This is a genomic window from Nonomuraea sp. NPDC005692 (genome assembly GCF_040631115.1).
Lineage (GTDB): Bacteria > Actinomycetota > Actinomycetes > Streptosporangiales > Streptosporangiaceae > Nonomuraea.
This window is the reverse complement of record NZ_JBEXYU010000025.1, coordinates 50,171-63,034: the sequence shown is the minus strand read 5'-3', so window position 1 is coordinate 63,034 and position 12,864 is coordinate 50,171. Positions and strand designations below refer to the sequence as shown.

Here is a 12,864-nt window from a genome sequence, read left to right as displayed (position 1 = left end):
CCGCGCCTCCGCGCCGCCACTTGACACCCGCGTCCTCACTGGAGGAGCGTGGGTGTCCCAAGGGTGTTCCGTATACGGAACGAGGCACGGAGGTGCGGTCATGCGGCCCAATTCCCGGTTCGCGCAGGTGCAGCCGTTCGACATCGACAAGGTGGCCGCGGCCGCCGGGGCGGACGCCGACGTCCTGCGCCTGGAGAACCTCGACACCGACGTCCCGCCCCCGCCGTCCGCCGTGGCCGCGACCAGGCGGTCGCTGGAGGAGGGGACGGGCAACAGCTGGCTGCCGTTCACCGGGCTGCCGGTGTTGTGCCAGGCGGTCGCCGCCGAGCTGCGGACGCGTACCGGGCTCGACTACGACCCCTTGCGGCAGGTGTGCGTCACCTCCGGCGGGACGTCGGCGGTGATGCCCGTGCTGCTGGCCACGACCGAGCCGGGCGAGCCCGTGCTGCTCACCGACCCCACCTACGCCGGCCTGCTGCAGCGGGTGCGGCTGTCGGGCGCGCGCCCGCACCTGGTGCCGCTGCTGGTGCAGGACGGGCGCTGGCGGCTGGACCGCGAGGCGCTCGCCCGGGTGCCCGCCGCGGCGGCGTTGCTGCTGATGAGCCCGTCGATGCCGTCGGGCGTGGTCTTCGACCGGGAGGACTGGCAGGCGGTCGCGCGGGTGTGCGAGCGTACGGGCGCGTATCTGATCTACGACGCCGCCATGGAGCGCATCGTCTTCGACGGCCGGCCGCGGATCAACCCTTGCCAGGTGGACGGCCTGGCCGAGCGCACGATCATCATCGGATCGATGTCCAAGGAGTACCGGATGATCGGCTGGCGGATCGGCTGGGTCGCCGGCCCGGCCGACATCATGTCCCGGATCATGGTCGCGACCATCTACAACACCACCGTGGCCAGCGGATACCACCAGTACGGCGCCGCCGCCGCGCTCACCGACCCGGCCGGCGCGGGGGTGGCGGAGGCGGCGGCCGAGTACCAGGCCCGCCACGACACCGTGCTCGCGCAGCTCGACGGGCTGCCGGTGGTCCGGGCGGGCGGCGGCTGGTCCGTCCTGGTGGACGCCGAAGCCATGGGGCTGACCGCCGAGGACCTGTCGGCCCGCCTGCTGGAACGCGGACGCGTGGCGGCCACCCCCATGACGGCCTGGGGCGAGAGCGTGGCGCCCCGGTACGTCCGCCTGGTCTACAGCGCCGAGCCGGTCGGCCGCCTGTCGGAGCTGCGGGCCCGCTTCGACGCGGCGCTGTCCTGACCCGGGACGGCGTGGGTCAGCGGGCCAGCCGGTCGCGCAGGAAGGACTCGAACGTGCGCAGGCCGGGGTGGCGGGCGCGGAGCGCGGCGATGTCGGCCTGGTAGCCGCTCTCCAGGAACCACTCGTACATGCGCTCCCCGCCGGGCGCGGTCTGCTCGAACCGGGTGGGCGTGCCGGTGACCCGCTGGTAGACCGCGGCGATCTCCGCGCCGGTGAGCTCCTCGCTCGCGATCTCCAGCGCCCGGCCCGCGTACTCCTCGGGACGCTCGAACGCCTCCGCGGCGAAGTGGGCGATGTCCTCGGGCGCGACGAGCTGCATGCGCCGGAACGGCAGCGCGATGACCCGCTCGTCCCCGGCGGGCTCGGCGTAGTACAGCAGGTTCGTCATGAAGAACGTCGGGCGCAGCACCGTGGCCCGCAGGCCCAGCTCGGCGATGTGCCGCTCGATCGCCCACTTGCCGGCGAAGTGCTCGATGCCGGTGTCGCGTTCGGCGCCGCCGACCGAGCTGTGGACCAGGTGCGCCAGGCCCAGCCCGGCGGCCAGGTCGGCGACGGCGACGCCCTGGCGCACCTCGCGGGCCAGCTCCTCCGCCGTCACGGCCAGGGCCTGCACGCTGAACACGCCGTGCACGCCGGTCATGGCCGCCCGGAGCGAGGCGGGGTCGTCCAGGTCGCCCTTGGCCAGGGTGGCGCCGAGCGCGGCCAGGGCCTGGGCGGCGTCCGAGGCCGGGTCCCTGACCAGGGCGCGGACCGTCCAGCCGCGCGCCAGCAGCGTCCGGGCCACCGCGCCGCCCTGGTTGCCGGTGGCGCCGGTGACCAGGATCGTCCTGGCCCGCGCGGGCAGCAGCAGGGACTTCCCGGTGATCGCGCGGGCCTCGACGGCGGCGTGCGCCTCGGCCGCCGACTCCAGGGGCAGCACGTTGCCGACCGTGGGCCGCAGGCGGCCGGCGGCGGCCAGCTCCAGAGCCTCACTGGCCAGCTCGCGCGGGTCGGCCGCGGGCCAGGCGACGGCGGTCACGCGGGGGTCGGGGGTGGTCATCGGGCCGCCGGCCATGCCGTACGCGCTGAGCCGGCCGCCGTCCTTCAGCAGGTCCTGTGCCTGGGCGCCGATCTCGCCGCCCACGCCGTCGAAGACGACGTCGAGGCCGCCGGTCGCGGCGCGCACCTCGTCGGCCCAGCCCGGGGCGGTGTAGTCGACCGTCAGCTCGGCGCCGAGGCGCGCGGCCAGGTCGCGCTTGTCGGCGCTGCCGGCCGCGCCGACCACGCGCGCGCCCGCGGCGCGGGCGAGCTGCACCAGCAGGCTGCCCACCCCGCCGCCGGCCGCCTCCACCAGCACCCACTCGCCGGGCCGCGGCGCGGCGGCACGGACGAGCCCCACGGCGGTGCGCCCGTCGGCCAGCAGCGCCACGGCCTCGCGCGGCGACAGCCCGGCGGGCACCGGGATCAGGTCCTCGGCGGCGGCCACCGCCAGCTCGGCGTAGCCGCCGTACCCGCCGAGCGTGGTGACCACCAGGGAGCCCGTCAGCGCCGCGTCCACACCCTCGCCCACCGCCAGGACGGTGCCCGCCACCCCGTTGCCCAGCACCGCGGGCAGCTCGGCCGCGCGCGGCCCACGTCCGGCGCGCACCTGCGTCTCCACGAACGTGACGCCCGCGACCGCCACCTCGACCAGCACCTGACCCGGCCCCGGAACGGGGTCGGGCACCTCCTCCACCACGAGCGACCCCGGGCCGCCGATCTCCCGCAGAACCACCGCACGCATGACAGACCTCCTTTATCGGAGCGCTTCGCTCCGAAAAGAACCGTATATCGGAGCGCAGCGCTCCGCAATATCCTGTACGGCATGGCAGGACGCGGCAGGCAGGCCGAGGCGGCGCGGAACGATCTGCGGCTGCTCCAGGCGGCCCACGAGGTGTTCACGACCCAGGGGTTCGACGCGCCGGTCTCGGCCATCGCCAGGCAGGCGGGCGTCGGCATGGGCAGCCTCTACCGGCGCTACCGCACCAAGGAGGAGCTGCTCCAGCGGCTGTGCCTGATCGCCATGGAACGCGTGGTCGACAACCTTGAGTCGGCCCTGGCCGAGCCCGACCCGTGGACCGGGCTGGAGGCGTACGTGCGCGCCTGCGTCGCCGGCCGCTCCGGCGCGCTGGCCCCGGTGGCGGGCACGATCGAGGTCACCGACGAGATGTGGCGCACCTCCCGCCGGGCCACCGAGCTGGCCGGCACACTCGTCGCCAGGGCCCGCGAGGCCGGCGCGCTGCGGCCCGACGCGACCACGCTCGACGTCTCCCTGCTCATCGAGCAGTTCAGCAGGCCCGCCCCCGGCCCGCCGAGCGAGGAGCACCAGCGGGTCAAGGAGCGCCTGCTGGCCATCGCGCTCGACGGCCTGCGCGCCCCCGGCGCGACCCCGCTGCCCGGCGAGCCACCGAGCGCGGAGTGGTACGAAGGGCGCTGGCGGACCGCCCCGTAGGTCTACGGTGGGACGGTGGCCTTCAATGACCTGCTGAAAGACCTCCAAGACAGCGCCGGAGCACAGGCCGCGGGCATCAGGCGCGGCTACGGCGGCCCGCCCGCCCGGACGATGAGCGTGCGCTCGGGCCCGGCCCGGCTGCGCTGCGCCTCGCTGCTCAAGCCGCTCTACGCCTGGGTGGCCGCCGACCACATCGACGACACCGACCGCTGGCGCCGCCACGCCGAGCCGGCCGTGGTCGTCTCCTCCAACGCCGACACGCTCAGCCTCTGGCTGTCCATCGGCCCCCGCGTGCTGCTGGACGACCTCTACCGGCGCACCGGCGTCCGGTGGGCGCAGCCGGGCGGCGACCCGTCGCGCTTCGGCTCGGTGGAGGTGTCGGCCGAGGAGGTCGCCGCCGCCTACACCGTGTTCGCGCAGGCCGCGGCGGCGGGCGACCCGGTGGCGGCCACCGTCCTGGCGTGGATGCGGCAGGTGGCGGGCGAGCAGACGTTCGGCGCCCGCGAGGCGCTCGGCTCGCCCGAGGCCGGGGTCAAGTGCGGCTGGTACGGCGCCCCCGACGAGACCTGCCTGCGCACCCACGCCGTCGCCGTCCTGCCGCGCGGCGGCACCCGGGCCACCGTGGTCGTGGCGATGACCGCGCTGCCCTACACCGGCGAGCGCGACCGCGAGTCCTACCACGCCCGCATCGCCCAGGGCCTGCCGGTCGAGTCCGTGCACGAGGGCCTGGCCGGGCCGCTGCTGCGGGGTCTGATGTCCACCACGCTGGCCGAGCTGGGACACAAGCCCCGATAAGGTCGTGATCGTGCTGATCACAGTGCTGGGCGGATGCGGGGCCTGGCCGGCGGCGGGCCAGGCGTGCAGCGGTTACCTCATCGAGCACGACGGTTTCCGCGTGCTCGTCGATCCCGGCTACGCCACGCTGCCGCGGCTGCTCGAGAGATGCTCGCGCTCGATAGACGCGGCATGCTGGCCGGCAGCTTCGAGCTGCACGACCTGGAGCCGGGCACGCCGCGCGAGATCGGCCCCTTCCGGCTCGACGCCTTCTCGCTGCCGCACCACGTGCCCAACGCCGGGCTGCGGCTGAGCGCGGGCGGCCGGGTGGTCGCCTACACCGGCGACACCGGCCCGTCCGCCGACCTCGTCACGCTGGCCGCCGACGCCGACCTGCTGGTGGCCGAGGCGACCTATCCCGAGCAGGTGCCCGACGAGGACGCCCAGTACCTGTCCAGCGCCCTCGACGCGGGCCGCACCGCCGCGGCGGCCAGGTCCTACCCGGGCGACCTCGCGGTGGCCACGGCGGGTCGCACGATCGAGGTGTGACAGGGGTTCAGCGTGGCGCGGCGGCGCGCAGGGCGGCCACCACGTCGGCCAGCTCCGGCGGCTCGACGCCGTACGGCATCTCCTCGGCCCAGGTGTGACCGCGGTAGACGCCCAGCTCCTCCTCGGTGAGCGCGGCGGGGGTCACCCGCGGGCGCGCCTCGTCGAACGTGGCCAGGAAGAACGGCTCGGTCTTCACGTAGCGCACGCCCAGCCAGGAGAAGTCGCGCTCGACGTCCACCCAGTGCTCGCCGACGGCCGAGCCGGGCAGCCCGGTCTCCTCGGCCAGCTCGCGCCGGGCGGCCTCCAGCGCCGTCTCGCCCGGGTCGAGGCCGCCGCCCGGCGGTTCCCACACGTCGGCGCCGCTGACCGGGTCGAACCAGTGCATGAGCAGGACGCGCCCGTCGCGGTCGAGGCAGACGACGCGGGCGGCGGGACGTTGGCTGCTGCCCATTTGGGCCCCCTTTTCCCTCTATGGCGTCCATCGGAAAGACGCTATTCACGCACCCGCCTGACGCTGGAGATCCTTCAGCCGGATCACCCCAGCACTCAGCGAGGAGTACGTCCATGCAACGATGGCGCATCCTGCCCGCTCTCGTGGCCGCGGCCGTGTCGGTCCCCGCGCCGGCGGCCCTGGCGAACCAGGCGGCCGATCCCGCACCCGCTCCCGAGGGCAAGGTGCTCAACGGCGCGACCGCCCTGGCCGCGCCCGTGCCCGTCCCCGACGTCCCGAACGGCATCAGCGCTGACAAGGTCCTGGTCATCGGCCTCGACGGCCTGCGCCACGACCGCATCGCCCCCGCCGACGCCCCCAACCTCGACGCCCTGATCAGCGGCGGCACGTTCGGGACCAGCCTGCTCTACACCAGCCCGATGGCCGCCACCTCCAGCGGCCCCGGCTGGTCCACGATCGCCACCGGCGTCTGGCCCGACCTGCACGGCGTCAAGGACAACACCTTCGCCGGCAAGCACTACGACCGGTACCCCGACTTCCTGACCAGGCTGGAGAACACCGGCACCGGCTACTCCACCTACGCCGCCCTCGACTGGAACCCGCTCGCCGACCAGGGCACGTTCGGCCCCCGGATCGACGCCAGGGTGGTCCTGGACGGCGACGCCGACGGCTACCCGGCCGAGGACGAGCGCCTCACCCAGGTCAGCGAGACCGTCCTGCGCACGAAGAACCCGGACGCCTCCTTCGTCTACCTGGGCGCCATCGACATCGCCGGGCACGACAGCGGCGCCGCCTCGGCCGCCTACCTGGCCGCCGTCCACGACGCCGATGCCCGGATCGGCCGGCTGCTGGCCGCGGTCAGGGCCAGGCCGACGTACGGGGCCGAGCGCTGGACGGTGATCGTGGCCACCGACCACGGGCACACCGACGCGGGCGGCCACGGCGGGTCCTCGATCGAGGAGCGTCGCACGTTCGTCCTGGCCTCCGGGCCGGGCATCGCCGCCGGGGCGCGGCCGGCCGACACGCGCCTGGTGGACGTGACGGCCGCGGTCTTCACCGGGCTGCGGCTGGCCGTGCCGGGCGGGATCGACGGCCGGCGCGTCGACACCAGGACCGGCGACGCGTTCGAGGGCGTCGCGCTGTCCGGCAGGACCGACGAGACCGGCATCCCGGCAGGCGTGCTCGGCTACTCGCACACGCCGCCCGCGGGCTGGGCGGTGGACGCGTCCAGGATGCCGTCGGGAGGCGTTCAGGAGTGGCGCGGCTGGGCGTTCAGCACGGACGAGTTCTGGTCGCGGGCGGCCCGTGACCAGCAGCGGGAGCTGAACGTCCGGTCCAGGGGCACCTTCGCGGTGGCCGACTCCGACGAATGGGACGACAAGTCGCACGGCACCGGGACGTTCGACTCGACGCTCGTCTCGCCCGCCTACACCGTGACCGGCCGGACGTCCGTCACCCTCGCCTACGCCACTCACTACCGCGTGGACGGCGCGCAGAAGGCACAGGTGCTCGTGTCGTTCGACGGCGGCGCGGACACCCTGGTGAAGAACTACACGGCCGACGCGGTCGCCAGGAACGAGTCGCTGAAGGTGACCGTGCCGGCCGGGGCCAGGTCGATGCGGGTCAGGTTCCACTACTTCGACGCGACCAACAACTGGTACTGGGCGGTGGACGACCTGCGCGTCTCCTGACCGCGCGGGCGGGGGCCCCGCCTTCGGGCGAGGTTCCCGGTCAGGGGTTGCGGGCGGCGATGGAGGCGTTGAGCGCGGTGGCGAAGGCCGTCCAGCCGACGTAGGGCAGCAGGGCCAGCCCGGCGCGGCGGTCGGCGCGCAGGAAGCGGCGCAGCAGCACGAGGTTGGCCGCGTCGAGCGCCACGATGTCGGCCAGCGCCAGGCGCGGGGAGCGGGCGCCGAAGAACAGCGGGGTCCAGGCGGCGTTGAGCGCCAGGTTGGCGCCCAGGGCGCGGGCCAGGCCGGCGCGGTCGTCTCCCGAGGTCAGGGCGCGCGCGCCGGCGTAGGCGATCAGGGCGTAGACCGGCGTCCAGACCAGGCCGAACGCCTGCTTGGGCGGCTGCCAGCGGGGCTTGCGCAGCCGGCGGTACCAGGCCGAGCCCGAGGAGGTGGCCAGGCTGCCGAGCGTGGCCGTGGCGGTGACCGCGGCCGTCGTGGCGAGGAGGTTACGGGCGAACGGGCGCATCTGCATGGGCCTGCCCCTACCCGCCAGGGCCGCCGCATGCCCTAGGCGCCCTCCGGCTCCTCGACGACGAGGGCGAGCAGGCCGGGGAAACGTTCGTCGAACTCCGCGCGGCGCAGCCGGTTGAGCCGGCGGGTGCCTTCGTCGCGCTGCTCCAGCAGGCCGACCTGGCGCAGCACCCCGAAGTGGTGGCTGAGCGTGGACTTGGCCACCGGCAGGTGGGCGAACGTGCCGCAGGCGCGGGCCCAGTCGGGCTCCTCGGCCAGCTCGCGGACGATGCGGCGGCGGACCGGGTCGCCGAGCGCGTCGAGGGCGGCCTGCAGCGACACCTCGACGGGAGAGGTGTGGGTCAGGCCGCGCGTTCTGTTCGATGGCGGTCGAACATTGGTGTAGTGTTCCATCTCGATCGAACATTCTAGTCGAGGGAGCGGTCATGGAGACCGGGCACTTCGGGGTGTGGCATCCGCTGTTCGGCAAGGCCCCCGCCGAGCAGGCGCGGCGCGCGGCGGCCGAGATCGAGCGGCTGGGCTACGGCTCCGTGTGGATCAACGAGGGCCGGCAGAGCAAGGAGCCGCTCACCACCGCGGCCGTCCTGCTGGCCGCCACCACCCGCGTCGCGGTCGCGACCGGCATCGCCAGCATCTGGGGCCGCGACGCGACGGGCATGACGGCGGGCGCGAAGACGCTGGCCGACGCCTTCCCGGGCCGTTTCGTGCTGGGCATCGGGGTCAGCCACGGCCCGCTGGTCGGCAGCCGCGGCCACGCCTACGACAAGCCGCTGAGCGCGATGCGCGCCTATCTCGACGGCATGGACGCCGCCGAGGAGGGCCTGCCCGCGGCGAGGGCGCCCCGGCTGCTGGCGGCGCTGCGGCCCCGGATGCTGGAGCTGTCCAGAGACCGGGCCGACGGCGCCCACACCTACTTCGTGCCGCCCGAGCACACCGAGCAGGCCCGCCGCGTCCTCGGCGCGAGCCGGCTGCTGGTGCCCGAGCAGGCCGTGGTGCTGGAGACCGACCCGGCAAGGGCCCGCGAGATCGCCCGCGCCCACCTGGCCTACTACCTGACCCTGCCCAACTACCTGGGCAATCTGCGCGCCCTGGGCTTCACCGACGACGACTTCGCCGGCGGCGGCAGCGACCGGCTGGCCGACGCCATCGTGGCCTGGGGCGACGAAGGGCAGGTCGCCGCGCGGCTGCGGGCCCACCTCGACGCCGGGGCCGACCATGTGGCCGTCCAGCCGCTGTCACCGGGCGGCCCCGACCTCGACGACGCCCTGAGCCGGCTCCAGCGCCTGGCCCCGGCCCTCGGCCTCTGATCGGGGCAGGCGGGTCCGGCGGGTCGGTTTGACTTAGAGCGCACTTCACTTCGTAACGTCGGTCCCATGACAACGCCTCAGCACAGGATCGGTTCGGGTTTCGGCGCGCGCAGCACCGCGGACGAGGTGCTCAAGGGCATCGACCTCACCGGCAGGGTCGCGCTCGTCACCGGCGGCTACTCCGGCCTCGGCCTGCAGACCACGCGCGCGCTCAGCGGGGCCGGCGCCCATGTCGTCGTCCCGGCCCGGCGCCGCGGCGCGGCCGAGGAGGCCCTGGCCGGCATCGACGGCGTCGAGGTGGGCGAGCTCGACCTGGGCGACCTCGACAGCGTGCGCCGCTTCGCCGAGGAGTTCCTGGCCTCCGGCCGCGACCTGCACCTCGTGATCAACAACGCGGGCATCATGGCCTGCCCCGAGACGCGGGTCGGCCCCGGCTGGGAGGCCCAGTTCGCCACCAACCACCTCGGCCACTACGCGCTGGTCAACCGCCTGTGGCCGGCCGTCGAGCGCGGCGGCGGCCGGGTCGTGGCCGTCTCCTCCGGCGGCCACCGGCGCTCCGGCATGCGCTGGGACGACGTGATGTTCGAGCACGGCTACGACAAGTGGCAGGCGTACGGCCAGGCGAAGACGGCCAACGTGCTGTTCGCCGTGCACCTCGACGCCCTGGCCAAGGACGCGGGGGTGCGGGCGTTCGCGGTGCACCCCGGCGGCATCCTCACCCCGCTCCAGCGCCACCTGACCAAGCAGGAGATGGTCGAGGCGGGCTGGATCGACGAGCAGGGCAACCTGCTCAATCCCGGCTTCAAGAGCCCTGAGCAGGGCGCGGCCACCCAGCTGTGGGCGGCCACCTCCCCGCAGCTCGACGGCATGGGCGGCGTCTACTGCGAAGACTGCGACATCGCCGAGCGGGCCGACGGCTCCGGCGGCGGGGTGCATCCCTACGCCACCGACCCCGAGCAGGCCGCCCGCCTGTGGCGGTTGTCGGCCGAGCTGACCGGCGTCGACGCCTTCGCCGGGCGGACGGCCTGACGGTCAGCGTTTCATGGCGCCGTCGGCGATGGCGTCCGCCGCCTCGCCGATGGCCATGCCCACGATCTCCAGGCGGCGTACCAGCTCGCGCTGCTTGAGCGCGTTCGAGGTGACCTCGCCGGAGAAGATCCGGGAGATCTCGTACTGGTACATGCGCCGGATCGCGCCGCCGGCCTTCTTGGCCTCTAGGGCGTCCTGCACCACCGCCGAGGGCCGGGCGGCCAGGCCGCGCACGGCGCTCTCCAGGGCGTCGATGCCCACGATGACCTGGTCGAGCAGCGGCGTGAAGCGGATCTGGTCGGGCACCCGGTACAGGTGCGACTCGCGCACGAAGTCCCGGAGCGAGTCCAGCACGTCGTCGATCGAGCGCGACAGGCGGAACAGGTCCTCGGGGTCGATGGGCGTGACCAGCGCGGTCTTGAGCTCCTCGACCAGGCGGGCGCGCTCCTCGTCGCCGAGGTGCTCGATCGCGCGCATCCGCTCGTGCGCGCCGGTCCTGCCGACCTCGCCGCCGATCATGGCCATCGCCAGCCAGGCGCCCTGCTTGGTGGCCTTGAGCTGGCCGAGCAGGGCGCCGGTGAGCGCGCCGTCCATCCGGCCGGTCATGAGGTCCCGGATCCGGCGCCATCGCTTCACCACGTCCCCCTCAGCCCCTTCAGGACGAACGCCGCCGTCGCGGCCAGCAGCGCGCTCAGCGGGAGCGTCAGCAGCCAGGCCACGACGATCCTGACGGCGGCGTACCAGCGGACCCGGCCGCCGCCCTGCGCGACCCCGGCGCCGACCAGCCCGCCGGCCACGGCCTGGGTCATGCTCACGGGCATACCCAGCGCGGCGCAGGCGAGCACGGCGGTGCCCGCGGCCAGTTCGGCGGCGACGCCGTGCGCGGGCCGGGAGACGATGATCTCGCGGCTCAGCGTACGGCCCGCCCTGGGCAGCCCGTAGAGCGCTCCAAGCCCGAACAGCACCGCCACCAGCGAGGTGCAGGCCAGGGGCGCGCCCTGGAAGCCGAGCGCGATCATGAAGACGGCCAGCATCTTCTGCCCGTCGTTGGCCGCGTAGGCGAGCGTCTGGAGCAGGAACCCGGCCCAGTGCCAGCGGGCCAGGCCGGGCGCGTCGGTCACCCGTACGAGCAGCCGGATGAGCAGCCACGACAGCAGCGCCCCCACGAACGGCGCGGCCAGCCCGAAGGCCAGCACGAGCGCCACCGAGCCGGCCGACACCGGCAGCCCCCACCCCAGCCCGGCCCCGGTGAGCCCGCCCACCACGGCCAGCGTGAGGCTGGTCGGCCGGCCCTTCGCGCTGAGCGTGAACACCACCGCCAGTGCGCAGAGCACGGCCACCGTCATCGCGGCCTGGCCACCGGGGGCGTGGAAGCCCGCCAGCCGGTTCACGAACGTCAGCGCCACCTGGTGGGTGACCAGCGGGACCACCGTGACGAACAGCACCAGCGAGAGGATGCCGACGGCCGGCCTGATCACCGGCAGCTTGAGCCCGGTCGCCAGCAGCGCCCCGCCGTCGTTGATCCCGGACACGACGGCGAACAGCCCCGCGACCCCGATCAGTACGACGGTCTCCAACGGCACGTGTCCCATCCCAGTCGGCGCTGCTCAGCACGGACAAGCCCGATTCCCCTATGGCCCTCATAGGGGAAAGGCGGCTGTCCCATGCGGCGCCACCCCGGATAGCGTCCGTAATGCCCGATAACTACCCAAGATCGAGTGGATTGATGGACGAAGAACTCATTCTGTTGAATCCCGGGCCCGCATGTACGTCGAAGCGGGTCAAGGACGCCCTGCTTCGCGGCGACCTCTGCCACCGCGAGCCCGAGTTCACGGAGTTGCTGTTCAGGATCCGCGAGGCCCTGCCCCGGTGCCTGAACCTGGCCGGCACGCACGAGGCGCTGCTGGTCACCGGGTCGGGTACCGCGGCCATGGAGATGGCGGTCATCAGCTCCGTCCGCGCGGGACGTGGCGTGCTCGTCGTGAACAACGGCGTCTACGGCGACCGGATGATCAAGATCGCGAAGGCGCACGGCATCCCGTTCCACGAGGTCAGGAGCGACTGGACGGTCCCGGCCGACCCCGAGGCCGTCCGGGCGGCGCTGGCCGGGCGCGACGACGTGGACGCCGTGGTCTGCGTGCACCACGAGACCACGACCGGCCTGATCAACCCGATCAAGGAGATCGGCGAGGTGGTGGCCGAGCACGGCGCGCTGTTCGTGATCGACGCGATCAGCGGCACCGCGATCGAGGACCAGGACCTGGCCGAGGTCAGGGCGGACGTCGTCTGCGGCACCGCCAACAAGGGCCTGCACGGGCTGCCCGGCATGTCGTTCATCCTGTGCAGCGAGGCGGCGATCGAGCGGATCCAGGAGGCGCCCGCGCGCAGCCTCTACCTCAACGCCGCCAGCTACCTGGCCGGTCAGCGCAAGGGCGACGTGCCGTTCACCCCGGCCGTGCAGGTCTGCTACTCCCTCGACGAGGCGATCAAGGAGTACGAGGAGGCGGGCGGCTTCGCGGCGCGGACCCGGCTGTACCGCGAGCGGGCGGCCCTCGTCCGCGGCCAGTTCGCCCGTCTCGGCCTGAAAATCCTCGTTGATGAACAATTCAGGTCAAACACCGTAACAATGCTTCATCTCCCCGAAAACGTAACTTATGCGGCGCTTCACGATGAGCTCAAAAAGCGCGGTTACGTTATCTACGCCGGTCAGGGGCAACTTTCCGCGGACTTCTTCAGGATCTGCACGATGGGCGAGATCCCCTGGCACCGGCTGGAACAGCTCGAGGACGCGCTCCGAGAGTCGATCGAGGCAGCTAGGGGTTAACGACGAC

General features: G+C 73.7%; 14 protein-coding genes. 8 read left to right on the top strand and 6 right to left on the bottom strand.

Annotation, left to right across the window (positions count from 1 at the left end; genetic code table 11):
* Positions 1-100: 100 nt before the first annotated feature.
* Positions 101-1,252, top strand: coding sequence for a pyridoxal phosphate-dependent aminotransferase (locus tag ABZ459_RS37075; protein WP_357980593.1), 1,152 nt, complete (start codon positions 101-103; stop codon positions 1,250-1,252).
* 16 nt (positions 1,253-1,268) lie between these two features.
* Here the strand turns inward: ABZ459_RS37075 and ABZ459_RS37070 are convergent, their stop codons facing one another.
* Positions 1,269-3,014, bottom strand: a complete 1,746-nt coding sequence (locus ABZ459_RS37070) for an NmrA family NAD(P)-binding protein (protein WP_357980590.1) — start codon at positions 3,012-3,014, stop codon at positions 1,269-1,271.
* Positions 3,015-3,095: 81 nt separating this feature from the next.
* On the opposite strand from ABZ459_RS37070, the gene ABZ459_RS37065 reads away from it, so the two are divergent.
* From ABZ459_RS37065 to ABZ459_RS37055, 3 genes are all read left to right on the top strand, one after another.
* Positions 3,096-3,722: a helix-turn-helix domain-containing protein gene (locus ABZ459_RS37065; RefSeq protein WP_357980587.1), complete on the top strand. Its 627-nt coding sequence runs from the start codon at positions 3,096-3,098 to the stop codon at positions 3,720-3,722.
* Between the two features lie 15 nt (positions 3,723-3,737).
* Positions 3,738-4,517, top strand: a complete 780-nt coding sequence (locus tag ABZ459_RS37060) for a hypothetical protein (protein ID WP_357980583.1) — start codon at positions 3,738-3,740, stop codon at positions 4,515-4,517.
* 147 nt (positions 4,518-4,664) lie between these two features.
* Positions 4,665-5,045 (top strand): MBL fold metallo-hydrolase, encoded by a 381-nt coding sequence (locus tag ABZ459_RS37055; protein WP_357980580.1) that lies wholly within the window; start codon positions 4,665-4,667, stop codon positions 5,043-5,045.
* 7 nt (positions 5,046-5,052) lie between these two features.
* Here the strand turns inward: ABZ459_RS37055 and ABZ459_RS37050 are convergent, their stop codons facing one another.
* Positions 5,053-5,496 carry an NUDIX domain-containing protein gene (locus tag ABZ459_RS37050; RefSeq protein ID WP_357980577.1) on the bottom strand — a complete coding sequence of 148 codons (444 nt, stop codon included), beginning with the start codon at positions 5,494-5,496 and terminating at the stop codon, positions 5,053-5,055.
* A gap of 113 nt (positions 5,497-5,609) precedes the next feature.
* Between ABZ459_RS37050 and ABZ459_RS37045 the strand changes: the two genes are divergently transcribed.
* On the top strand, positions 5,610-7,187 hold the full coding sequence (locus tag ABZ459_RS37045) for an alkaline phosphatase family protein (protein WP_357980574.1): 1,578 nt from the start codon (positions 5,610-5,612) through the stop codon (positions 7,185-7,187).
* A gap of 40 nt (positions 7,188-7,227) precedes the next feature.
* Here ABZ459_RS37045 and ABZ459_RS37040 read toward each other — a convergent pair whose 3' ends face one another.
* Both ABZ459_RS37040 and ABZ459_RS37035 read right to left on the bottom strand, forming a co-directional pair.
* A complete protein-coding gene (locus ABZ459_RS37040) occupies positions 7,228-7,698 on the bottom strand; it encodes a TspO/MBR family protein (protein WP_357980571.1) in 471 nt (156 codons plus the stop codon).
* Between the two features lie 35 nt (positions 7,699-7,733).
* The gene (locus ABZ459_RS37035) at positions 7,734-8,090 is read right to left on the bottom strand and encodes a helix-turn-helix domain-containing protein (RefSeq protein ID WP_357980568.1); all 357 of its coding nucleotides are present in this window, start codon (positions 8,088-8,090) and stop codon (positions 7,734-7,736) included.
* A gap of 32 nt (positions 8,091-8,122) precedes the next feature.
* On the opposite strand from ABZ459_RS37035, the gene ABZ459_RS37030 reads away from it, so the two are divergent.
* Positions 8,123-9,004, top strand: coding sequence for a TIGR03620 family F420-dependent LLM class oxidoreductase (locus tag ABZ459_RS37030; protein WP_357980564.1), 882 nt, complete (start codon positions 8,123-8,125; stop codon positions 9,002-9,004).
* A gap of 66 nt (positions 9,005-9,070) precedes the next feature.
* On the top strand, positions 9,071-10,033 hold the full coding sequence (locus ABZ459_RS37025) for an SDR family NAD(P)-dependent oxidoreductase (protein ID WP_357980561.1): 963 nt from the start codon (positions 9,071-9,073) through the stop codon (positions 10,031-10,033).
* Between the two features lie 3 nt (positions 10,034-10,036).
* On the opposite strand, the gene ABZ459_RS37020 is transcribed toward ABZ459_RS37025, so the two are convergent.
* Both ABZ459_RS37020 and ABZ459_RS37015 read right to left on the bottom strand, forming a co-directional pair.
* Positions 10,037-10,669 carry a DUF47 family protein gene (locus ABZ459_RS37020; RefSeq protein WP_357980558.1) on the bottom strand — a complete coding sequence of 211 codons (633 nt, stop codon included), beginning with the start codon at positions 10,667-10,669 and terminating at the stop codon, positions 10,037-10,039.
* The gene (locus ABZ459_RS37015) at positions 10,666-11,616 is read right to left on the bottom strand and encodes an inorganic phosphate transporter (RefSeq protein ID WP_357980555.1); all 951 of its coding nucleotides are present in this window, start codon (positions 11,614-11,616) and stop codon (positions 10,666-10,668) included. Before ABZ459_RS37015 ends, ABZ459_RS37020 begins: the two co-directional genes overlap by 4 nt.
* Before the next feature lie 143 nt (positions 11,617-11,759).
* On the opposite strand from ABZ459_RS37015, the gene ABZ459_RS37010 reads away from it, so the two are divergent.
* Positions 11,760-12,857 carry an aminotransferase class V-fold PLP-dependent enzyme gene (locus ABZ459_RS37010; protein WP_357980552.1) on the top strand — a complete coding sequence of 366 codons (1,098 nt, stop codon included), beginning with the start codon at positions 11,760-11,762 and terminating at the stop codon, positions 12,855-12,857.
* Positions 12,858-12,864 lie beyond the last annotated feature (7 nt).